The sequence below is a fragment of the Skermanella aerolata KACC 11604 genome (assembly GCF_000936425.1).
GTDB classification, from domain to species: Bacteria; Pseudomonadota; Alphaproteobacteria; order Azospirillales; family Azospirillaceae; genus Skermanella; species Skermanella aerolata.
In genome coordinates this window covers 103,740-126,523 of sequence record NZ_AVFK01000014.1, presented here as the reverse complement: position 1 = coordinate 126,523, position 22,784 = coordinate 103,740, and the positions used below count along the sequence as shown (strand labels likewise).

The 22,784-nt window shown below is 64.2% G+C and carries 18 protein-coding genes; 8 read left to right on the top strand and 10 right to left on the bottom strand.

From position 1 onward, the window contains the following. Positions 1–15 precede the first annotated feature (15 nt). Positions 16–1,752, top strand: coding sequence for an adenylate/guanylate cyclase domain-containing protein (locus N826_RS40225; protein ID WP_052831540.1), 1,737 nt, complete (start codon positions 16–18; stop codon positions 1,750–1,752). A gap of 50 nt (positions 1,753–1,802) precedes the next feature. On the opposite strand, the gene N826_RS18120 is transcribed toward N826_RS40225, so the two are convergent. Continuing rightward, entirely contained in the window at positions 1,803–2,255 is a 453-nt protein-coding gene (locus N826_RS18120) for a phasin family protein (RefSeq protein ID WP_044431117.1), read from the bottom strand. Positions 2,256–2,561: 306 nt separating this feature from the next. Between N826_RS18120 and N826_RS18115 the strand changes: the two genes are divergently transcribed. From N826_RS18115 to N826_RS18100, 4 genes are all read left to right on the top strand, one after another. Next, complete coding sequence (locus tag N826_RS18115) at positions 2,562–3,704, top strand: coiled-coil domain-containing protein (RefSeq protein ID WP_044431116.1); 1,143 nt, start codon at positions 2,562–2,564, stop codon at positions 3,702–3,704. A gap of 200 nt (positions 3,705–3,904) precedes the next feature. After that, the gene (locus N826_RS18110) at positions 3,905–4,618 is read left to right on the top strand and encodes a hypothetical protein (protein WP_044431115.1); all 714 of its coding nucleotides are present in this window, start codon (positions 3,905–3,907) and stop codon (positions 4,616–4,618) included. A gap of 166 nt (positions 4,619–4,784) precedes the next feature. Continuing rightward, complete coding sequence (locus N826_RS18105; RefSeq protein WP_169789372.1) at positions 4,785–5,699, top strand: DMT family transporter; 915 nt, start codon at positions 4,785–4,787, stop codon at positions 5,697–5,699. 214 nt (positions 5,700–5,913) lie between these two features. Then, positions 5,914–6,984, top strand: coding sequence for a fatty acid desaturase (locus tag N826_RS18100; protein WP_084720866.1), 1,071 nt, complete (start codon positions 5,914–5,916; stop codon positions 6,982–6,984). Between the two features lie 65 nt (positions 6,985–7,049). On the opposite strand, the gene N826_RS18095 is transcribed toward N826_RS18100, so the two are convergent. Next, positions 7,050–9,098, bottom strand: coding sequence for a right-handed parallel beta-helix repeat-containing protein (locus N826_RS18095; protein ID WP_044431113.1), 2,049 nt, complete (start codon positions 9,096–9,098; stop codon positions 7,050–7,052). Positions 9,099–9,760: 662 nt separating this feature from the next. On the opposite strand from N826_RS18095, the gene N826_RS18090 reads away from it, so the two are divergent. Further along, a complete protein-coding gene (locus N826_RS18090; protein WP_044431112.1) occupies positions 9,761–11,062 on the top strand; it encodes a right-handed parallel beta-helix repeat-containing protein in 1,302 nt (433 codons plus the stop codon). 71 nt (positions 11,063–11,133) lie between these two features. Here the strand turns inward: N826_RS18090 and N826_RS18085 are convergent, their stop codons facing one another. Further along, positions 11,134–13,332: an amylo-alpha-1,6-glucosidase gene (locus N826_RS18085; RefSeq protein ID WP_044431111.1), complete on the bottom strand. Its 2,199-nt coding sequence runs from the start codon at positions 13,330–13,332 to the stop codon at positions 11,134–11,136. A gap of 2 nt (positions 13,333–13,334) precedes the next feature. After that, positions 13,335–14,429, bottom strand: a complete 1,095-nt coding sequence (locus N826_RS18080; RefSeq protein WP_044431110.1) for a glycosyltransferase family 4 protein — start codon at positions 14,427–14,429, stop codon at positions 13,335–13,337. 243 nt (positions 14,430–14,672) lie between these two features. On the opposite strand from N826_RS18080, the gene mepK reads away from it, so the two are divergent. After that, entirely contained in the window at positions 14,673–15,338 is a 666-nt protein-coding gene (mepK, locus tag N826_RS18075; RefSeq protein WP_211099324.1) for a peptidoglycan L,D-endopeptidase MepK, read from the top strand. Positions 15,339–15,405: 67 nt separating this feature from the next. Here the strand turns inward: mepK and lysM are convergent, their stop codons facing one another. Next, positions 15,406–15,891, bottom strand: a complete 486-nt coding sequence (gene lysM, locus N826_RS18070; RefSeq protein WP_044431108.1) for a peptidoglycan-binding protein LysM — start codon at positions 15,889–15,891, stop codon at positions 15,406–15,408. A gap of 253 nt (positions 15,892–16,144) precedes the next feature. On the opposite strand from lysM, the gene N826_RS45740 reads away from it, so the two are divergent. Beyond that, positions 16,145–16,996: a calcium-binding protein gene (locus N826_RS45740; RefSeq protein WP_044431107.1), complete on the top strand. Its 852-nt coding sequence runs from the start codon at positions 16,145–16,147 to the stop codon at positions 16,994–16,996. 4 nt (positions 16,997–17,000) lie between these two features. Here the strand turns inward: N826_RS45740 and N826_RS18060 are convergent, their stop codons facing one another. The 5 genes from N826_RS18060 to N826_RS18040 form a co-directional block, all read right to left on the bottom strand. Next, on the bottom strand, positions 17,001–18,065 hold the full coding sequence (locus N826_RS18060; RefSeq protein WP_044431106.1) for an aldose epimerase family protein: 1,065 nt from the start codon (positions 18,063–18,065) through the stop codon (positions 17,001–17,003). A 10-nt stretch (positions 18,066–18,075) separates the two neighbouring features. Then, positions 18,076–19,353: a glycerate kinase type-2 family protein gene (locus tag N826_RS18055; RefSeq protein WP_044431105.1), complete on the bottom strand. Its 1,278-nt coding sequence runs from the start codon at positions 19,351–19,353 to the stop codon at positions 18,076–18,078. Positions 19,354–19,410: 57 nt separating this feature from the next. After that, on the bottom strand, positions 19,411–20,151 hold the full coding sequence (locus tag N826_RS18050; RefSeq protein ID WP_063772271.1) for a FadR/GntR family transcriptional regulator: 741 nt from the start codon (positions 20,149–20,151) through the stop codon (positions 19,411–19,413). Positions 20,152–20,166: 15 nt separating this feature from the next. Next, the gene (locus tag N826_RS18045; protein ID WP_044431104.1) at positions 20,167–21,000 is read right to left on the bottom strand and encodes an NAD-dependent epimerase/dehydratase family protein; all 834 of its coding nucleotides are present in this window, start codon (positions 20,998–21,000) and stop codon (positions 20,167–20,169) included. A 160-nt stretch (positions 21,001–21,160) separates the two neighbouring features. Further along, the gene (locus N826_RS18040) at positions 21,161–22,732 is read right to left on the bottom strand and encodes a GMC family oxidoreductase (RefSeq protein ID WP_044431103.1); all 1,572 of its coding nucleotides are present in this window, start codon (positions 22,730–22,732) and stop codon (positions 21,161–21,163) included. Positions 22,733–22,784 lie beyond the last annotated feature (52 nt).

Sequence of the window (22,784 nt, the reverse complement as noted above, 5' to 3'; positions counted from 1 at the left end):
GCGGGGAGAAGACAGGTGCGGACCAGGATCAGCCTGCGCAACAAGCTTCTGATCTTCGCGATCCTGATCGCGGTCGTACCGCTGGTCGTAGCAGGACGGAGCATGATCCGGATCGCCCAGGACGAGCTGAAAAGCTCGGCCAACGGCGAGTTGGTGGCGGTGGCCGAGCAGCTGGTGTCGGAGATCAACGACCGGTCGGAACGGACGTGGCTGGCGCCGCTGCTGCTGATCCGCAACGCTCTGGACGACGAACGCCTGGGCGTGCCGGAGAAGATCGCGCTGCTGACGCTGGGCATCAAGGACATCCCGGAGTTCGCGGCCTTGCAGATCACGGTCGAGGGGGCGCCGGTTCCGGTTGTCGTGACCAACAGCCTTTTTTCGAAGCGGCTGGCGACGGCGGGGCTCGATCCGTTGGGCGTGCTCCGCCTGCCGGCCGAAGCGGTCGAGGCCGCCTCGAGTTCCGGCGAATTCCATGTCGGGCAGGCTACCCACATCCCTGAGACGGACGACTGGCTCGCAACCATCGTCCTGCCGCTCCGGACCCGCTTCGCCGGTGCTTCCTCGGTGCTGTCGGTGCGGGTCGACCTGGATCGCACCCGGCACTTCCTGGAGGCCCATCCCTTCGCGAAGACCGGGTTCGTCACGATCGTCGATGCCCAGGCGCGCCGGGTCTTCGATCCTGGACGGACCGATCTGGGTGAGGTCTCCTTCGTGAGAGAGGCGGTCGGCCTGCTGAACGGCGGGACCCGGACGATCGCCGCCGGCCCCTATGTCCGTCCGGACGGCGAGCCGATGCTGGGAGCCTACGCTTTCCCGCGCGCCTTCGACTGGGCGATCCTGGTGGAAAAGCGGCAACGCGACGCCTATATCGCCATCGATCGCATGATCGACAGCCTGCTGCGCTGGACCGTGGCGGGACTGGCGGTCGCCGGATTGGGGGCGCTGCTGCTGGCGTTCCGGATCAGCCGCCCGATCGTCGAGATCGACCGCGTCGCCGGGGAGGTCGCCAAGGGGAACTTCCAGGCGCGCGTCCAGGGTGTCCGCTCCCATGACGAGATCGGCGAGCTGGCCCGGCGGATGGATGACATGGTGGTAGGCTTGAACGAGCGCTTCCACCTTCAGAAGTTCGTTTCCGGCGGGACCATGCTGGCGATCCGCGATTCCGGAGGCGGGATCAGGCTGGGCGGACAGCGCCGGCGGGCCACGATGCTGTTCTCCGACATCCGAGGCTACACCGCCTTCTCGGAGCGGGTCGATCCGGAAGTCGTGGTCGAGATGCTGAACCTCTACTTCCAGCATCAGGCCGAGATCATCCAGCAGCACGGCGGCGATGTGGACAAATATGTCGGCGATCAGCTCCTGGCCGTCTTCCAGGGGGAGGACATGGTCGGCAACGCCCTGCGCGCCGCGATCCGCATCCAGGAGCACACGGCCGAACTTGGCCGCCAGCATCCGGAATGGGGCTTGGCGCTCGGCATCGGCATCAATGCCGGGGATGTCGTGATGGGGGCGATGGGGAGCACAGACCGGATGGACTACACGGTTCTGGGCGACAACGTGAACCTCGCGGCCCGACTGTGTTCCCACGCCGGACCGGGGCGCATCCTTCTGAGCGAGAGCGTCCGCGAGGCGGTGGAGACCTGTCCGGAGTTCACGATCTCGGCGCTGCCGCCGCTGGCCGTCAAGGGGAAGCGGGCGCCCGTCCCGGTCTTCGAGGCGTGGCGGCGGGAGACGATGGATCTGCCATCGTAAGCCGCCGACCTGATGCCGCGGTGAAGACCGGGACGGGCGTCCCGCCGGGGTCAGCGCTTCTGGTCGAGCCTGTCGCTGGCTTCACGGGCCTTGTCGGCCGACAGGCGCGACAGGCGTTCGCTGAAGCTGAGCAGTTCCTTCAAGTTGTCCTGAAGGTAGCGATTCTGGATGTCGAGCAGGTCGTTGGGGCTTCGGGCGGAGGCGAGCTGCTGCATCATCTCCGTCTGACGCTTGGCCGAATGCTTGGCGTATTCCGCGCATTCCGACGCGGCGCTGCGGGCGCCGGAGGCCATCGCTTCGGCGATGCGCTTCATCATCTCGAAGTTCTGGCCGGAGCGCTGGATCATCTCCTGGGAGACCTTGGCCGACATCCCCGCCATATCGGCCATGTTGCCCATCTGGTTACGAAGCTGGTCGGCGCCTTGGCGCAGGGCATCCTCGGCCTGCTTGGTGCCGGTGTCCTGTGCTGCCCTGGCACTACCCTTGGGTTTCTCTTCAGCCATAACTTCCTCCCTCCGCTGATCTGCATTGGTGTTCGCACGGAATAAACACGCGGCGGCGAAAAAGGTTGTTGATGGAAATTTATCGGAGATACCGAGTGTGAATGGCACAAAGGGATATCTGTATGGCGTGAAATACATCCGCGAAAGACTAAAAATCGGGCGCACTACAATCAATACGGCCGTTGACCCGATGGCGAGAGCAAAAGTTGTAGCCCCTGGAGAACTCAGATAGAACTCACCCGATCATTGACTTGGTCTGGCACCTATGGCCCCCTAGCCAAAACATCAAGCAACAGGGAGGCGAGCGTGGCTCACAATGATGAGAAGGCCGAGACCACTGGACCGGCCGCAAGCCATCAGCCGGGCTGGGTCAATCAGTGGACGATCTATGCACTGGGCGGCGCCACGGCCATTGCCCTGATCCTCGCGGTCACGGGCTGGAGCAATGCCAATTCCTACCAGGAGCAGGCCAACGGCCTGCGCGCCGAGATCAGCACCTTGAAGGGGCAGGCGTCCGATCTGCAAACCCAGGTGACCGGCTTGCAGGGACAGGTGAAGGACGCGCAAGGGCAAGTGGCCGCCGCCAACGGTGAGAGGGATGCCTTGAAGCCGCAGCTCGCGAGCCTGGAGCAGCAGATCGCCGGCTTCGGCATCGAGCGGTCGGAGATGCTCAACGAACGGAACTCCATCGTCCAGCGTCTTGGCGTCGCCGCCTCGGCGCGCGACGTGTCCGACGGCAAGATCGTCATGCTGGAAAAGGACTTGGCTCGGCTGACGGCCGAGCGTGACGCGCTGATGCCCCTGGTGGACGAAGTGGCCCAGCTCGAGGATATGCGCGCTGAACTGCTGAACGAGCGGAACGCCCTGGTGCAGCAGGTCGGTGGCGTCGCCTGGGCGCGCGACATCGCCGCCGCCAAGCTGGAGGACCTGAACAGGGAACGCGACGCGATGGCCGCCGAGCGGGACCGGATCGCCGCCGATATCGAGACGATCGAGCAGTCGGTCGGTTCGAAGGAGGAACTGACGGGGCAGGTCACGCGCCTTCAGGCGCAAGCCAAGGAGATCGAGGGGCAGCTTGCCAACCTGAACGCCCAACGCGATGCGGTCACCGCCGAGATCGCCCAGAGCGAGAACCGGGTGGCTGAGCTTCAAAAGGCCGCCGACCTTGCCGGGCAGAACCTTGCCGCCATCGGCAACGAGGTGGCCCAGCGCACCCAGGCGCTCAACGTGCTGCGGCAGCAGCAGCAGGAAGCGACCCGGCAGGCGGAGGCGGCCAAGGCGGTCTTCCTGGATGCGGAGAAGCAGTTGACCATGCTGCGCGACCAGATGGTCAATCAGGCCGAGGTGCTACGCGCGGCGGCCATGCCGGAAACCACCGAGAAGGCCGCTCCGGCAATGCCGGCGAACGGCAACGCCGACAGCGGGACGCCCGCCGAAGCGGTCAAGTAGGAAAGCGGCGGCGAAGCAAGACGAGGCGAACGCTCCGGTGACGATCCGTCACCGGAGCGTTCGCGTATCCGCGTTACACCGAAAGATCGGTACAGGAATCGTGACAGATCGGCTCCTCCTTCGCCATAACACGGGTTGGGCGTTAACCAAGGTCTTGCTTGGGAAAGCGAACCTTCGGAGCGGGCAGGAGGGAGAGTCCATTGATCTGGCACCGCTGGAACCAAGCCGATACACGGTATCTCCGGCGCATGGCGGCCGGGGCCGGCCTGCTCTGCTCAACGATGCTGCCGATGGCGGCCATGGCGCAGCAGAGCGAAAGTTTCACCTGCACGCTGACCGATCAGGTCCGCAAGGTCGAGCGCATCTACGAGCCGGGCGGCGCTCCCTGCATGGTGCGCTATTTCCGGAACGACCAGCCCGTGCAGACCCTCTGGCGGGCACGGGAGTCTGGCGCGGTCTGCGTCGATGGCGCACGCAAGCTGATGCAGGACTTCAGGGCGGCGGGGTACACCTGCACGGGGGCGGGAACGGAGGCGGCAGCCATGCCGGCGCCGGAACCCGATCCAGCGCCGGAACCCGCTCCGGCACCGGCACCGCGAAGCGGCACGACGGGGCCTGCCGAACCCGCGGCCGGAGCGGGCGCTAGCCGGCCCGCCGGGAGCCCGTGCTACGCCCTGACCTACGAGGCCTGCGCGCCGGGAAGCGGGAACTGCGACACGAAGCCGGCTTCGATCTGTGCCCAGACCGACAGCCGCTGGCTGATGACCGACGGCATGCCGGCTGACCTCGACCCGCTCACCCGTTTCCTGCCGGGCGATCCCGGCAAATGCTATCGCGTCTACCGGGAAGGCCAGCCCCGGCCGCTCTGCACGGAAGCGCCGGGCTCTCCCAACACGGTCTGGTCGTTGCGCTGACGAGAACCGGTCACGGCCCCGTCCCCGCGCCGGAGGCATGGCAGCGCGCCGTTCCTCCCGGTTGCGGGAGTCGGTTGACAGCCGTAACATCGTAACCGTCAGTTGCCGCCGGGCCTATCGGCGTCACTCTGAGATCCGATGACCCGAGACCCGATGGAAAATGCGCGTGACGGAAACCCAGGCGATCGATAAAGCCGCCCTTGTCCGCAGCCAGCATCTTCAGGGGATCGGCCTGATCATCGCCGCGGTCACCCTGTTCTGCTTCCTGGACACGCTGGCGAAGCTGAGCAGCCAGCACGTCCCGACGGTCGAGGTCGTCTGGTTCCGGTACGCGATCCACTTCGCTCTCGCCATGCTGTTCCTCAACCCGTGGCGGTCGCGCTCGGCGTGGCGGACGTCGCGGCCGGTGGCCCAGCTGATTCGGGCGGGGCTGCTGACGCTGTGTACGGGGCTGAATTTCCTGGCCCTGCGCTATCTGCAGCTGGTGGAAACCGTCACGATCCAGTTCCTGGCGCCGCTGTGCATCGCCCTGCTGTCGGTCGTCTTCCTGAAGGAGACGGTGGGCGTACGGCGCTGGGCGGCCATCGCCGTGGGGTTCGTCGGCATCCTCGTGGTGACGCGCCCCGGCATCGCCGAAGTCCACTGGGCCGTCCTGCTGTCGCTGGCCTCCGTCGTCAGCAGCGCCGGATACTTCATCATGACCCGCTCGCTGGCGATCACCGAATCGCCGGGCAGCATGCTGCTCGTCATAGCGGCGTTCCCGACCGTGCTGCTGCTGCCCTGGCTCTACGCCGTGTGGGTGACGCCGCCGGATCTCTTCACATGGCTGACGCTGGCGGGGACCGGCATCTTCGGTGGCCTTGGCCATTTCCTGCTGATCCTTGCCCATCGGCACGTCCCCGCGTCCGTCCTGGCCCCGTTCGGCTATACGCAGATCATCGGGATGGTGGCGCTGGGCTACCTGGTGTTCGGCCACGTGCCGTCGCCGTGGACCTTCGCCGGGGCGTCGATCATCATAGGGTCCGGGCTCTACCTGCTGGCGGAGGAACGGCGCGACAAAGGCGCCGTCCGGAAGGCATAAAGACGGGTCAATAGCGTGCGGCGATCATGCTCACTTTATTGTAGTCGGAAGCCGTTTCCGCTCTATATCTCCTGGTGCGTATTTGGCTCAAAAAGGGTATGGTCGTACGAGTATGGGCAATTTAGCTCCATATTCGTCATCCATGACCGCGGTGTGAAGATCTTTGAACACTCCCTTGGCCGGGATCACCCGCTCCCCTCACCAGGAAAACTGCATGCTGCCCGAAAATGACGGGGCGCTCTATGCAAGCGCGCCGACGAGTACCCCGCCGGACCTGCACGACAAGAAGCAGACGGCTCGCCGCTGGGCGCAACTCCTAGCGGCTTATAAGCAACCGATCCTGCACCGGAGCGTCGGGCAGATCGGGACGACTCTCGGACCGCTCGCCGCGATCGTCGTTCTGATGGGTTTCAGCCTCCAGGTGGGGTATTGGCTGACCTTGCTGCTGGCGGTTCCCGCCGCTTTCTTCCTGGTACGGACTTTCATCCTCCAGCATGACTGCGGACATGGCAGCCTGTTCCGGTCCAGCCGTGCCAACGACTGGCTTGGCCGTGTCCTTGCCGTGCTGACCATGACCCCCTACGGCTACTGGAAGCGCGAGCACGCGATCCACCACGCCACCTCCGGCAACCTGGAAAAGCGCGGCGTCGGCGACATAACGACGCTGACCGTGCGCGAATACCTGGCGCTGTCGCGCTGGGGCCGCCTGCGCTACCGCATGTACCGTCATCCCATCGTGCTGTTCGGCATCGGCCCGGCCTTCATGTTCCTGGTCCGCCACCGCATCGCGATCGGTGAAGGAACGAACGATCGGGCCGCCTGGTTCAGCGTCCTGGGCACCAATGCGGCGATCCTGACGGGTCTGACCGCCGCGTCCCTGGTCTTCGGCTTCACCAACGTCCTGATGGTCTGGGGACCCGTGGTCCTTCTGGCCGCCACGATCGGTATCTGGATGTTCTATGTCCAGCACCAGTTCGACGGCGTTCAGTGGCACCATGAGCAGGAATGGGACTTCCACTGTTCCGCCCTGGATGGCTGTTCCTTCTACGATCTGCCGCGCTGGCTGCACTGGCTGACCGGCTATATCGGTTACCACCATGTGCATCACCTGTCGTCCAAGATCCCGAACTACCGTCTGCGTGACTGCCACATGTCGATCCCCGACCTTCAGCGGGTCCGGTCTCTCGGTCTGTGGGAGAGCCTGAAGACGGTGAGCCTTGCCTTATGGGATGAGGAAAGCCGGCGAATGATCCGGTTCTGCGAGTTGCGGACCCGGATGGCCTGAGCGAAGGCCGTTCGTCACGCAACGCCGCTCCTGCGACGCCGTCCTCCGGGGCGGCGTTTTTGTTTTCAGACCAGCAGCCACGCAGCCTTGCCCGGCTGCATCGCTGCGATGTCGGACGAGTTGACGCCCATCAGCGTGACCAGTTCGTCGACGGCGCCGTCGTGATAGGCCCATACCGCGACGGCGTTCGATCCCTTGGCGACGACTTCGATATCCAGGTCGCCGTCGGAGGAGAGCAGGGGCCGTAGGTTGACGAAATCTTCCGACACCCTGAAGTCCATCACGACATCGCCCTTGTCGGACAGTGCCTTGAACACGAAGGTATCGCGTCCGCCGCCGCCCCAGAGCTGATCGGCCCCGCCGCCGCCGGTGATCGTGTCGTTGCCCGCACCGCCCTTGACGATGTTGGACAGGCCGTTGCCGGTCAGCGACATGCCGCTGGACTTCATGCCGTAGAGGTTCTCGACGTTGTCGGAAAGGGCATAGCTGTCGGCCCAGGCCCTGACGGAGTCGGTGCCCTGGCCGGCTTTTTCGACCACCTTGTCGTAGGGGCTGCCGGCTATGTAAGTGTCGTCGCCCTTGCCGCCGGTCATCGTGTCATGACCGGAACCGCCGTCGATCAGGTCGTTCCTGTCGGTTCCCTTCAAGTTGTCGGCCTTCGACCCGCCCCTGATGGAGTTCTGGGTTGCTCCGCTTTCCTTCCAGGCGGGAGCGACGGGAGTGGGGACCAGCGAAGAGCTGCCGAACTTGAAGTCGTCGGCGGCGAAGGCGGAGATCTTCTCGCCGATGAACTTCAGCGTCTGGCCGCCACCGAGATCTAGCACGACATCGCTGCCGGTCTGCTTCATCGCCGCCTTGATGGCGCCGAAGCTGCTGAAACCGAACCCGTCCAGCCGCACGGTATCGGTGCCGTCGAAGTCGGTAATGGTGTCGTTTCCCCGGCCCTTGGCGATCACGAAGACATCCTTGCCGCCACCGCCCGTCAGGGTGTCGTTGCCGCCGGCCCCGTCGATCACGTCGTTGCCGGTGCCGCCCTTGATGATATTGGCCTTGGCGTTGCCCGTGACCTTGGCGCCGCCCGACGCCGTGACGTTGGCATTGTCGGCCGACGACGACATCACGTAGGAAGCGGCGGTCACCGTAACGGTCTCCGGCTGGTCGGCGCTATCCGAGGAGCCGCCGACCGCGCCCGCCTTGCCGGTCCAGACGCCGTCGAATCGGTTGCCGGTGACGACCAGACCCTTGTTCTGGCCGTTCTCGACCGTCAGCCAGCCCTTGGAACGGTTGATCGTGTTGTTGCTGATGGTGATGCCGGACGATGCCGTGGCCTTGCCGCTCGTGTTGCCGGCGGAGACGTTGACGACCGTGTAGTAGTCGGGATTGCCTTCCAGCAGGTTGCCGGTAGCCGAGCTGTCGCGGGCGCCCAGGAAACTCAGGGGGCGCTTGCCCACGTCGTAGACTTCGTTGCCGATCGCGACGACGTTCTTCGCTTCGTAATCGCGCATGCCCGGACGCATCCACATGGCCGTCGTCCAGCCGCCGATCGTGATGCCGTCGACCTTGACGTCGTGGATCTTGTTGTACTCGATCCGCACGTTGGTCGATCCGCCCTTGGCGAACAGGGCCGCGACGCCGGTCACCTTCGAGATCTCGTTGCGGGATATCAGGGAGCCGTTGACGGCGACGAAGTCGATCCCCTGGTCGCCGGCGCCGATGATCTTGTTGCCCAGCACTTGGATGTTGTCGCCCTGGGAGATCTTGATGCCATCCTGGCCGGCACCACGGATTATGTTGTTCTGGATCAGGATGTTCTTCGTCATGTCCTTGAAGTCGCTCCCAGCCATGCCGAACTGGATGCCGTTGGTCTTGGACTGGGCGGTGATGTCGAAGCCCTTGACGACGATGTTCTCTTCGCCGAAGCCGTAGACCGTGGCGGTGCCGGCCTTTGCCGGCTTGATCTTGGCAGCACCCGTGCCGTCGGCTGAAATAAGCTGAATGGGAGCCGATGCCGTACCGCTGTCCTTGAAGACGACGTTCTCGACATAGGTTCCGGCCTTCACCATGATCGCGGTGCCGGGGGCAGCCTTGTCCAGGGCGCTTTGAATGGATTTCAACGGTGAGTTTTCCGACCCGCTGTTGCCGTTATTGCCTGAATTGGAAACCCAGATAACCCGCTTCGGGCTAATATTGGAGAACAGCGTCATCTAACAGTCCCTCTCGATTTCTTGAAGTGACTTCAGCGCTGCGCTTACGGCATTCCGCTTCAGTCAAAATCCCGGTACATGATTAGCTCAGCCGGGTTACTACTTCCGAGAGGATTAGACGTAATCTTTTAATAGATCGTTACCGCATTTTAGTAAGCTCTAGTTAACTATGCTGACTTGAAATTGAGGGGGAAATAATTCGATTTCCGTTTTATTTCCAAGTGCTGAAATTGATCCTTTAATCGTTCGATACCACACACCGGCCGTCATGATCGGCTGGGCCTTCTATCATGGTTAATGCCTTTTAATGTCACGGACACCTGAGCCGTGTCTCAAGAACGTAACGATCTATGTCACAACTTCGGACCCGTTTTTGTCGGATTAGCAGCCGGCTTTTTTGCTCCCCCACTTCGATAAATTCGATGTAGTTTCGCGCCAAGCCACTCGGCAACCAAAAAGAATTCCTTGAAAAGCAAGTATAGAGCTTTAAAATCATGGTTTTTCATGGTGATAAAAGCTTTGTGCTTAAAGTTTGACTGTGCTTCGGCACGATTTCTAGAATGAGAGCACCTATGGCCGACCGTCAGATCTGGGTTTCCCCCAAAGGAGACAACTCCAACTCCGGCAGCGCCTCGGACCCTTTGAAAACCATTCAAGCCGCTCTCAACAAGGCGACGAGCGGCACCGATGTGATGGTCAAGGCCGGCACATACACTGAGAACCTGCGGATATACGATAATAACCTTTCGCTGATTTCGGCCGATGGGAACCAGGACGCCACCATTCGAGCGGCATCCCAGAACGGCTCCACGATCAGCGGCTTCGGCGTCGAAGGCGTCACCATCAAAGGCTTCGAGATCGATGGCGCGAACAACTCGAACGCCATCCATTTCGGCATGTCGGGCAAGGGCTTCAGCGACCCGATCCGGGACCTGACGATCCAGGACAACGTGATCCACAGCTCCGGCGGCGACGGTGTCAAGGTATCGCAGGCCTACAACGTCAAGGTAGTCCACAACAGCATCACGAATTCAGGCGGCGAAGGCATCGATTTCGTCGCGGTCAACGATTCACGGATCGCCGGCAACAACATCAAGGGCGTCGAAGGCACGGCCGGCATCGTCGTCAAGGGCGGGTCGAGCAACGACGAAATCGTCAACAACAAGGTCTGGGATGCCGACGTCAACGGCATCAGCGTCGGCGGCTGGACGACCAGCCAGTGGATGTGGCCGAACGCGCGCGGCTACGAGGCCAAGGACCTGACGGTCACCGGCAACGAAGTCTGGGACGTCAACAAGTCGGCCATCCTGGTCTCCGGCGCCCGCGACAGCTACATCGCCAAGAACTACCTGCATCCGGACAACGACTACGATGCGGTCATCTGGCTCGACAAGAGCGTCGCCAACCACTCCAGCCCGCTCTACAGCGAGAACATCACGCTGAGCGGCAATATCTTCGAGCGCGACGACTGGCTGCGCGTCAACAGCGGCAACAACGACGGCCTGTCGGTCAGCGGCAACAAGGTCGGCGCCACATACGCGGCCAGCACTGCGGGGGCCTGGTCCTCGAACAAGGCTTCGGGGGCGGTCGCAGCGGCTTCAGGGTCCGCTGCCGACGAGGAATCGTCCGGCCTGGTGAAGAGCACGGGCGATGAACTGATCGTCTACAGCCATGCCAAGGAAGCGTCTGCCGGCGCTACCGATGTTCAGGCCGACGCATCGGCGTCCGCCTCTGCCGTCGAAGCGACGGACTCCACGGCCCTGACCAAATGGCAGGCTCTGGAGGATGCGCCGGCAGCGGTGGATACCATCGCCATCGCCGACCACGGCACCGATGCGCAGGCTCACCACACGACGGACGGCTGGCTGCTCTGACGACCCGCGGACGGAGGGAAGGACCGGCACGGCTGGTTCCGACCGGCCATCCCTTCGGCCCCGGCGCGTCTTCAACTCACCGTGACGACATTGACCGGCCCGCTCCGCCGCAGGACCGTCACGCCGACGTCGATGGCGTGACGGCGGAGCAGGACGTCGGCTTCGCAGTTTCCGACCTTCAGGCCATGCAGTTCCACTTCCTCCAGGAAGGGCGGCAGGACCGGCCGGTCGAAGCGGATCTCGTTCCGTTCAGGGACGAAGCGCAACCCGATCGCCGCGGCTAGCAGGCCGGGCAGGGTAGCGCTGGCCCATGCCTGGGGTGAGCAGGCGACCGGATAGGATACCGGCGAGCGCGAGCGCCGCCGAGGGAAGCCGCAGAACAGTTCGGGTAGGCGGCGCAAATCCGTATCGGCCGCCGCGTCGAACAATCCATGGAATACCCGCGCGGCCTCGTCGGCATGGCCGTATCGTGCTAGACCCATGGCGACCATGGCGTTGTCGTGCGGCCAGATCGACCCGTTGTGATAGGACATCGGGTTGTAGCGTGCCTCCGTCGTGGCGAGCGTCCTGATGCCCCAGCCGGAGAACGATGCGGCATCCATCAGCGTGGCCGCCACCCGTGCCGCACGGTCACCAGCCGCGATCCCGCTGAACAGCGCGTGACCGGCGTTGGACGTCCGCACCCGGCACTGCCGCTTGTCGCGGTCCAGCGCCAGCGCATAGGTACCGATCTCCTCGCACCAGAACGCGTCTTCGAACCGGACGCGCAGGGTCTCGGCCTCGGCCTCCAGCGATGTCGCCCGGTCGGCACGCCCAAGTTGCCGCGCCAGGACGGCGGCGGTGCGCTTGGCGGCATAGACGTAGCCTTGGACCTCGACCAGGGCTATCGGTCCTTCCGCCATGGCGCCGTCGGCGTGGAAGACGCTGTCGTGACTGTCCTTCCAACCCTGGTTGGCGAGGCCGGTCTGGTTGCGCCGGCCGTATTCGACGAAGCCGTCGCCGTCCCGGTCGCCGTAACGGTCGATCCAGCCCAGCGCCGCTTCGATGTTGGGCCAGATCCGGGTTATCAGGCCCAGGTCGCCGGTGCGCTCGTAATAGGAGCCGGCCAGCATGACGAAGAGCGGGGTCGAATCGACGCTGCCGTAGTAGCGCCGGAACGGGACTTCGCCCAGCATCGCCATCTCGCCGCCGCGCGTTTCGTGCAATATCTTACCGGGTTCGGCATCGGCGGCGGGGTCCTCCTCCTGCGCCTGCATCGCGGCCAGATAGCGCAGTACTCCGGCCGCGACATCGGGCGCGAAGCTGACGAGCAGCATGGCGGTGATGATCCCGTCGCGGCCGAACGCGGTGCTGAACCACGGGATGCCGGCATAGGGGTAGGCTCCCTCCAGCGTCCTGGTCGTCAGCATCGCCAAGTCCGATCCGGACCTGCGCAGGGTTTCGTTGAAGACGGTATTCGAACTCACGATCCGGGCCACCGGAGCGAACATCGTCCGGTGGTCGCGGAACTTGGCCCGCAAGGCGACGAAGAACCCGGCGCGCGTCCCATTGCGTTCGGGCTTCATGCCGGCGACCGAGATGGTGGAAAACAGCGGTATCCACTCCTTCGGTGCCAGATCCAGGTCGTACGACGCTTCGAACGACGTCAGCCTGGCGGGAGGAGGGTCGAACTGCAAAAGCGTTTCCCGCCGGTTTCCGTCGAGCCCGACATATCCCAGTGCCACGCGATCCTTGCCGATCTGCGGCGGCTCTATCGTGCCCCGTTTCTGGCGCTTTTGCCCCCGCGCCTCGAACAGGTCGGCGAAGTCGGAGCCGAACCGCAGCGTCAGCGTGGCCTGGACCGGACGGTCGGAGTAGTTCCGGATCACCAGCCTTTCATAGCAGGCGCCGTTCCACAGGAACTTGGCCCTGGCGAGATGCAGCGTCTCGCGCAGGATGTGCTCGCCGTCGCGGTAAAGGTCCGGATTGCACATGTCGCTGGACAGCACCGCCGTCCGGTCCTCTATCGTGGTGCTGAGCAGCAGCGGGCGCTGGCCGTCGATCAGCAGTTCCAGCCGTGAGACGTAGCGCGTGTCCTGATGATACAGTCCGTCCGGCCGCCCTATCGCGTAAAGGATATCGCCGTGGTCGTCGAACACGGCGAAGGTATCCGCATGCTTGATCGTTCGGGTCCGGCGGTCGGTCAGGGAACCGACCGCCGGAATGTAGAATTCCGATGCGGGGTCGGGGAATGCGGAGTCGGGCAACGCGTCAGGTCCCGGCGTCGTCATGATCAGGTAGCCTTTCCGGCCGCCCCGTTGCTCCAGCCCGACCGGTCCGGAATGGCCGGCAGGGCGTGCAATCTTCCCTCGGCGGCCTTGCGATAGAGATCGACATAGTCAAGCGCCATGCGCTCGGCTGAAAAACGCTCCATGAACCGGGCGCGGATCTTGCGGCGGTCCAGTTCGCCGATGCGTCCGACAGCGGCCACGGCTTCGTCCTGGCTATCCACGATAAACCCTGTGATCCCGTGTTCAACCACTTCTTCGACCGACCCGCAACGATAGGCGATCACCGGGGTCCCGGCGGCCATCGCTTCGATCATCACCATGCCGAAGGGTTCCGGCCAGTTGATCGGGAACAGCAGCGCCTTGGCGCCGCCCAGGAAGCCGCTCTTGTCCTTGTCCCCGATCTCGCCGATCAGATCGATCAGCGGATGGTCCAGCAGCGGCCGGATACGGTCGTGGAAGTAGTCGGCATCGGCCCGGTCCACCTTGGCGGCCAGTTTCAGCGGCAAGCCCGCCCGCAGGGCGATCCGGATGGCCTCGTCCGGTTGCTTCTCGGGCGATATCCGTCCCAGGAAGGCCAGATAGTCGCCGGGTTCGGTCGAGGGCCGGTAAAGTGCCGCCGGGACACCGTGATAGATGGTGCCGGCCCAGTTCGCGTCCGGCACCGGACGGCGCTGGCTGTTGGAGATCGAGACGACCGGCATGTCGTCGAACTCGTGGTAGAACGGATAAAGGTCCGGGAGATCCAGCCGGCCATGCAGCGTCGTCAGGGTGCGGTCGGCGAGATGACGAAACAGGGGAAACTGCACGCAATCCATATGAAAATGGAGGATGTCGAAGTCATCCGCCATGCGGCGGACGCGGTCGAGCATCAGCATGGTGCTGGCCGTAGGATCCGGGCAAGCCGGGTCGAGCCGGGTGGCGCGGAAACGGCCGGGCACCAGCGTCGCAGACGTTAACGAATCGGCACTGGCGAAAAGTGTGACGTCGTGGCCCTGGCGCACCAGTTCCTCGGTCAGGTAGGAGACGATACGTTCGGTTCCGCCATAGAGACGCGGCGGTACGCTTTCTGAAAGCGGCGCAATCTGTGCAATTTTCATAGGTTTATTTTCCTCTTTCTTTAGGCCAGAAGCCGATGGCGAAAGAGTGGCCTTTGGCCTGCCAAACGTATTTCCAGATGTTTCAACAAACCGAGTTGCCTATAACTCTCGGTTTTTCGTAACGATGAGCGTCACTATTCAGGCTGGTTCACCACCCGCATTTTCAGCATTCTCAAAAAATCCAATAGGAAAATTCACAGATGCTGCACCGCCACACAGCACAGTACACTCTTGGTCACAAAAATGGTTAAGAAAAAGTTAATTATTTGCATTGACCAGGAAACAAAATCCAGTCATGGGCATTCCTCGCATGTCGAAATTAACCATATTGGGGCTGGTTTTATGCATTTTAGCGGTAAAACGGGGGCGGTATCACGGCGGTCGCTGATCGTGGGCGGAATTTCCGCTGCTGTTCTGGCAACGATCAAACCGGCGGCGGCCGCTGTTGCACCCCTCAAGGACCGGACGCTTCATCTGTACCATCGCCAGACCGGCGAGTTTTTCAAGGAAACCTACTTCCAGGACGGTTTCTACGTGGTCGATGCCCTGGACCGCGTAAACTGGCTGATGCGCGACTGGCGTACCGACGAGACCAAGACCATCGATCCCGGGCTGCTGGACCTGCTCTACAATGTCGGAAACAACGTCGACGCGGCCAAGCCGTTCGAGATCCTTTCCGGCTACCGAACCCCTGAAACCAACGCCGCGCTTCGCCGTCATGGCGTCCGAACGGCGTCGCACAGCTACCACATGGTCGGACAGGCGGTCGATATCACGCTGCCGGGCGTCAGCCTGCGCAACATGCGGAAAGCTGCTTTGGCGCTCGGGCAGGGCGGTGTCGGCTATTACCCGAACAAGGGCTTCATCCACGTCGATACCGGCGACGTCCGCCAGTGGAACGGTCGCTGATCCGAGACGCGCCGGCTTTTACCGGCGCATCCCGTTTGGACCTGAATGTTTCCTTGTCGTTTCCTGATCAGGGAATGCGCAGGACCTGACCCGGATAGATCTTGTCCGGGTGCTCCAGCATGGGGCGATTGGCTTCGAAGATCCCATTGTAGCGGTTCGCGTCGCCGTAGAACTCCTTGGAGATCTTCGACAGCGTATCGCCCGACTTGACCGTATAGAATTTTGCCTGGGCTTGGCCCTGTGCCGGAACTGACGCCCCGCTTGCCGACGCGTCAGCGCCCTGGGTCGAGCCGTCGAGCGCCGCGACCGTCAACTTGTCCTCGACCTTGGCGACGCCATGGACGTTGCCTACCGCGAGCACGATCTTTTCGCGCAGTTCCTGGCTGGGAGCACTGCCCGAGACCGTGACGGTGTCTCCCTGCACATCGAGCGCCAGATCCTTGGCGTCCAGACCAAGCTTGGTCACTTCGGCCCGCAGTTCGTCCGGCGTCGGCGCATCGCTGCCGATGCCAAGCTTGCGGCCCGCTTCCTTCACGAAGTCGAAGAGACCCATGATCCGTTCCTTTTCTCAATTTAACCGTAAATGCAGCCTCCGGTGAGGCACAGGAGATGGAACATCGGGCATAGCGCTCCGGTTGCGCCAATTGCCTAAGATAAGTTTTTTAGGTCATAAGAGCGTCTGTCCACTAATCCTCCCTACGGTTGACCTATCTTTAGCCTTTTTGGTTACTTAATTTTCTCTCGGTAACGTATTATTAACCACATCGAGCAGGGCGTGGGGCGCCCAAATTTCCTGGGGGAACGAGATGGCGACGTTGCGGGGCGGTTCGGTGGCGGACAGACTTTACGGCACCAAGGGGAACGACGTTCTCTACGGCAACGGCGGCGACGACCATTTGGTAGGCGGCGCCGGGTACGACCAGCTTCATGGCGGTGCCGGCAACGACCGTCTGTCCGGCGGCGAGGGGACCAACGACCTTTACGGGGACAGCGGCAACGATACCCTCGTGATGGAGGAATACGGGCTGGTGTCGGAGTCCGCGTCGCTGTTCTCCGGCGGCACCGGCACCGACACGCTTCATATCATGGCCGGCAAGACCGAAGTCCGGACCGACCCGTTTTCGGACTCGCTCGATACCGCGCCGGCTCGCATCGCTATCGATCTCGACGACTATGGACCCGGCGGCTTCCTTTATTTCCAGGACAACAACCGCGCTCCCACAGTGTTCGAGGGCGCCGGCTCCTTTACCGGGATCGAGGCGTTCACGGTGTCGTCCAGCACCCGCCTGGACTTCTACGGCGGCAAGGACAACGCAACGGTGACGGGCGGCAATTACGCCGACCTGTTCCAGGGCGGCTCCGGCAGCGAGACCTTCAAGGGCGGCGGCGGGGCGGATGTCTTCTACATGCCCTGGAACGACCCTGCGACGAAGCTGGGCAACGACAAGATCGTCGGCTTCAACGCCGCCGAGGGCGACCGGATCATGAAGGCCTATTTCACCGGCGCCCATGGCATCGACCTGAAGACGACGGCGGTCGAGAAGAACGGCCATACCATCTTCACCAGCAGGACCGCCGACGGCACCGTGATCCACACGCTGGACGTCGACGCCGTGGGCCTGCCGCCGGGGACCTTCGCCGACCATGTTTGGGCGTGACGGATCAGACCGGCTTCGGGAACCGGTAGATCGTGGTCGAGCGGAAGACCTCGCCGGGGTTCAGCCGGGTCGAGGGAAATTCCGGCCGATTGGGAGAGTCGGGGAAGTGCTGGGTTTCCAGGCACAGCGCGTCACCCTGCCGGTAGGTCCCGCCGCCCGAGCCGACCAGCGTGCCGTCCAGATAGTTGCCGGTGTAGACCTGCACGCCCGGCTCCGTCGTCAGCACCTCCATGATGCGGCCCGACACCGGATCGACCACCCTTGCCGCCAGCACCGGCTGGTCTCCGCCCTGGTGATCGATCACGAAGTTGTGGTCGTAGCCGCGCGTCGTGACGAGCTGGGGGTGGCCGGCCCGAAGCCTCTCGCCGATCCGGGTTGGTGTGGTGAAGTCGAACGGGGTCCCCGCGACGGGGGCGATCTCTCCGGTGGGGATCGATGTCCGATCGACCGGCGTGTAGCGCGACGCGTTCAGCATCAGTTCGTGCCCCTCGATGCTGCCCGATCCCTCGCCGGCCAGATTGAAGAAGCTGTGGTTGGTCAGGTTGACCACCGTCGTCCGGTCCGTCTCCGCCCGGTAGTCGATGTGCAAGCCGTTGTCCGGCGTCAGCGAGTAGGTCACCGTCACGTCCAGCGTTCCGGGATAGCCTTCCTCGCCGTCGGGACTGCGGTAGGCCAGGACCAGCCGGCCGTCGCCGGCGGAGTCCACCCGCCAGAGCCGCTGGTTGAAGCCGCCCGGCCCGCCGTGCAGCGCGTTCGGCCCGTTGTTGGCCGCAAGCCTGACTTCCGTTCCGTCCAGCTCGAACCGGCCACCCGCGATCCGGTTGGCGTAGCGCCCGATGATGGCGCCGAAGTAGCGGCCCGGGACCGCGTAGTCCTCCAGCCGGGGCAGGCCGAGGACGACGTTGGCGAATTTCCCATCGCAGTCCGGCACCCGCAGGGCGGTGACGATCCCGCCGAGCGGGATGATCTCCACCTCGATCCCGCCGTCTCCGGTCAGGCGGTAGCGGTCCACGGCGGAGCCGTCGGCCAGGGTGCCGAACGGCTGCTTGTCGATGCTGCTGGCGGGCATGGTCGCGGCCTTATCCCTTCGCCGGGTCTTCGATCAGGATCGCCCGGAAGTCGTTGACGTTGGTCAGCGTCGGCCCGGTGACGACTTGGTCGCCCAGCGCCTCGAAGAAGCTGTGGCCGTCGTTGTCGGCAAGGCTTTCTTTGGCGCTGATGCCCTTGGCGGCGGCCCGCGCGATGGTATCCGGGGTGATGATCGCTCCGGCGACTTCCTCGGCACCGTCGATCCCATCGGTGTCTCCCGCGATGCCCCAGATGCCGGAACGGCCGTTGAGCGCCACGGCGGTCGCCAGCAGGAACTCGACGTTGCGTCCGCCCCGGCCCTTGCCGCGCACGGTGACCGTCGTCTCGCCGCCCGACAGCAGCACGCAGGGAGCGGGCAGCGGGTGGCCGTGCGTGGCGGCGGATGCCGCGATGCCGGCCATGATCTTGCCGACCTCGTAGGCCTCGCCCTCCAAGCTGTCGCCGAGCAGGAGCGGGGTCACGCCGGCCTTGCGCGCGACTTCGGCGGCGGCTTCCAGCGAGAACTGCGGTGTCGCGATCATCACGTTGGTCACGTCGGCCAGACGGGGGTCGCCGGGCTTCGGCGACTCTTCTTCGGCGCGTTCCAAGTGCTGCTGGACGGCTGGCGAGGGCTTGATGCCGTAGCGCTTCAGCACGGCGCGGGCGTCCTCGAAGGTCGAGGGATCAGGGACCGTCGGGCCGGAGGCGATGACCGAGGGATCGTCGTTCGGCACGTCGGAGATCAGCAGGCTGACGACCTTCGCGGGATGCGCCGCCGCGGCGAGCCGTCCGCCCTTGATCGCGGACAGGTGCTTCCGCACCGCGTTCATCTGGCCGATATCGGCACCCGAGGCCAGCAGAGCCTTGTTGACCGCCTGCTTGTCCTCCAGCGTCAAGCCGGGAGCCGGCAGCGCCAGCAGGGCGGAACCGCCGCCGGAGATCAGGCACAGCACCAGATCGTCCGGCCCGGCGCTCTCGGCCAGTTCCAGGATTCGCTGGGCCGCTGCGTGGCCTGCGGCATCCGGAACGGGATGGGAGGCCTCGACGATCTCGATGTGGCGGCAGGGCACGGCATGGCCGTATCGGGTGATGACCAGCCCCTCGATCGGGCCGGGCCAGTGGTCCTCGACCGCCTTCGCCATCGCGGCGGACGCCTTGCCGGCACCGAGGACGATGGTGCGGCCCTTGGGCGGCGGCGGCAGGTGCTTGGGCACGACCTTGTCGGGCAGCGCCGCATCGACGGCCGCATCGAACATCGCCCTCAGCAGGTCACGCTGCTGTGTCGCCATGATGAATTTTCCTTTCCCTTTGAAGATATGCCCGTTCGGGCTTTTTGGGCATCGCGGTCAATCCGTGCCGGTTGCGGATTGGGGCGCGGATGCGGGTGCCGGCCAGTCTTCCGCCATCAGGATCGTTTCGACCTCCGCTAGATGGGCGCGCATGGCGTCTCTGCCACCCACCGCGTCGCCGCGCTCCAGGGCTTCGAAGATCCTGATATGTCCGGCCAGTGCCGCTCTCTGATTCTCAGGAAGGCCGGTACGCCGGCTCAGGCCTTCGAAGATCGGCTCGAATGTGCTGTCCCAAAGCTGCTCCACGATGGCGGACAGCACCGTATTGCCGGTTGCGGCCGCGATGCGGGTGTGGAACAGCCGGTCGGCTGCCTGGACGCCCTGCCCGGCATCAATGCCGGCCCGCATCAGGTCGAGCGTCTCGGCGATCCCGGCCAGCACGCCGGCATGCATGCATCCGGCTGCGGTGAAAGCGACTTCCGGCTCGATCAGCCGGCGCGCCGCAACCAGCTCGAACGGGCTGGGGCCGATGTCGGGCGGCGCGAACGGCATGACGCCGCTGGAGGGAGCCTTGCGGACATAGGCGCCGGAGCCCGTCCGGACATCGACCAGACCGGCAATCTCCAGCGCTATCATCGCCTCGCGGACGGTCGGGCGGCTGACGCCGAGCTGGCGGGCGAGGTCGCGTTCCGGCGGCAGCCGGTCGCCCGGCAGGAACTCACCTTGCCGGATCAACTCGCCGAGCTGGCCGGCGACCTGCTGGTAGAGCCGCTGGGACGCGACGGTCTGGATCGGCACGGGATGCCTGCCGTCTCAGCCGGTTGTATCGTCGGGCGTCAGCGGCCCCGGCCGCTCGTCCTGCGGCGTGTAGTCCATGGTGACGAAGCTGCCGCCGTGGTGGCGCTGGGCGATCGGATCGAGCGGGTTGGGCTGCTTGAGGATCTCGGCGGCGAAGTCCTCCGCGTTCTGGGTAGGCTCGTAGCCCAGCCGCTCGGCGCCGGTATTGTCCCAGTAGCTGCGGGTATTGGCGGAGACGCCCCAGACCGTCAGGTAGCCGACTGAAGGTACCGTGATTACCTGCATGATCATGTGCAGGAAATCGTCGTGCCCTAGCCAGGTGCTGAGGTGGCGGAATTCCATGGGGCGCTCCTGGTAGGAGCCGATCCGGACGCTGATGCCCTCGATCCCGTGCTTGTCCCAGTACATCCGGGCCATCGCCTCACCCCAGACCTTGCTGAGGCCGTAGAAGCCGTCCGGCCGGAACTCGCAGTCGAGCCCCAGCGTCTCGTCCACCGTATGCATGCCGATGGCGTGGTTGGAACTGGCGAACAGGATGCGCTTGACGCCGTGACGGCGAGCGCCCTCGTAGACTTCGTGAAGGGCGCGCAGGTTGTTGTCAATGATTTCGGGAAGCGGGCGTTCGACGCTGGTGCCGGCCAGATGGATCAGCACGTCGACGCCCTGGAGCAGCCGGTCCACCACATCAGGGTCGCGCAGGTCGCCGTGGCAGATGTCCTCGCCCTCGACAAGCGGCTCAAGCGGCCTGGAGCCGCCGGCGGACCTCAGATCGACGCCGCGTTCCAGCAGTTGCGGACGCAGCACGCGCCCGATATTGCCGCCGGCTCCGGATAAGGCGACCTTCGTCATGTGGCAGTTCCCCCCATCCCGTTGTTTCGATTTTGCGGGGAGTGTCAATCATAAGACGACGAAGGTCAACCGGCTAAAAGGTCGGGTGGCCTGACCAATTTTGCCCGTAAAAAAGCCCTGTCCGGAACCGGTCCGGACAGGGCGACGACCGAAGCGTCCGTCAGATCTCCCGCTTGCTCATCTGGTCGGCAATGAAATCCGCCTGCCGGATCGCGAGGGAGACGATCGTCAGGGTCGGATTGCAGGCGGCCCCGGTCGTGAACTGGCTGCCGTCCGAGACGAACAGGTTCTTGATGTCGTGCGTCTGCCCGTTCTTGTTGACGACGCCGTCGCGGGCGTTGGCGCTCATCCGGTTGGTGCCGAGGTTGTGGGTGGAAGGGTAGGGTGGCGTGTGGATCGTGCGGGTGGCGCCGACGGCCTCGTACAGGGTCGAGCCCTGGCGGAAGGCGTGGTTGCGCATGGCGACGTCGTTGGGGTGGTCATCGAAATGGACGTTCGGGATCGCCATACCGAAGGTGTCCTTTTCGGATGCGTGCAGTGTGATCCGATTGGTCTCCTGCGGCATGTCCTCGCCGACGATCCACATGCCGGCCATATGGTCGTAGCCGTCCATCGCGGAGGTGAAGCTGCGGCCCCAGGCTCCGGGGTTCAGGAAGGCCGCCATGAAGGGCAGGCCGAGCGACAGGGTTTCCAGCTCGTAGCCGCCGGCGAAGCCGCGCGAGGTATCCAATTTGGCCTCGTCGCGGACGATGCCGGCCATGGTGGTGCCGCGATACATGTGGACGGGTTTTTCGAAGGTCGCGTAGACCGACCCGGTGGTGTGGCGCATGTAGTTGCGCCCGACCTGACCCGAGCTGTTCGCCAGACCGTCCGGGAACATCGAGGAGGCGGAGTTCAGCAGCAGGCGCGGGCTCTCGATCGAGTTGCCGGCGACCGCGACGATGCGGGCCTTCTGGCGGTGGACGTTGCCGGCCTTGTCGCCGTAGAGCACGCCGGTCACCTTGCCGGAAGCGTCGTGCTCGATCTTCAGCACCTGGGCGTCGGAGCGGACTTCGAGGTTGCCGGTGTCCTCGCCTTTGGGCAGTTCGGCGACCAGGGTCGACCACTTGGCGCCGGATTTACAGCCCTGGAAACAGAAGCCGATCTGTTGACACGAACCGCGGTTGTCCCGCTCTCGCGAGTTGATCGCCATGTTGCCGCTGTGGAATTCCTTGTAGCCCAGCGCCTTGGCACCGGCCGCCAGGACCTTGTAGTTGTTGTTGCCGGGCAGGCGCGGGATGCCGTTTGTCCCCGTGACGCCCATCTTCGACTCGGCCTTGGCGTAGTACGGTTCGAGTTCCTGGAGTGTGATCGGCCAGTCGAGCAGGTTGGCCCCGGACAGGTCGCCGTAATGGGTGCGGGTCTTGAACTCGTGCTCCTGGAAGCGCAGGCTGGCGCCCGCCCAATGGATGGTCGAGCCGCCGACCGCCTTGACGATCCAGGCCGGCAGGCCCGCGAAGTCCTTGGCGACCCGCCAGCTTCCCGAGGTGGTCCGCTTGTCGAGCCAACTTATCTGGGAGAAGGCCTCCCACTCGTCGTTGATGAATTCCTCCATCTCGACGCGTGGTCCCGCTTCCAGGACCACCACCTTGATGCCCTTCTGGGCCAGTTCGTTGCCCAACGTGCCGCCGCCGGCCCCGGAGCCCACGATCACCACGACGCCGTCGTCGTTGAGGTCGAATTTCGCAGCCATCTTTCCCGTTCCTCCCAACCGCCGTTTGGTGACTTGCTTGGTGACGCGCTTG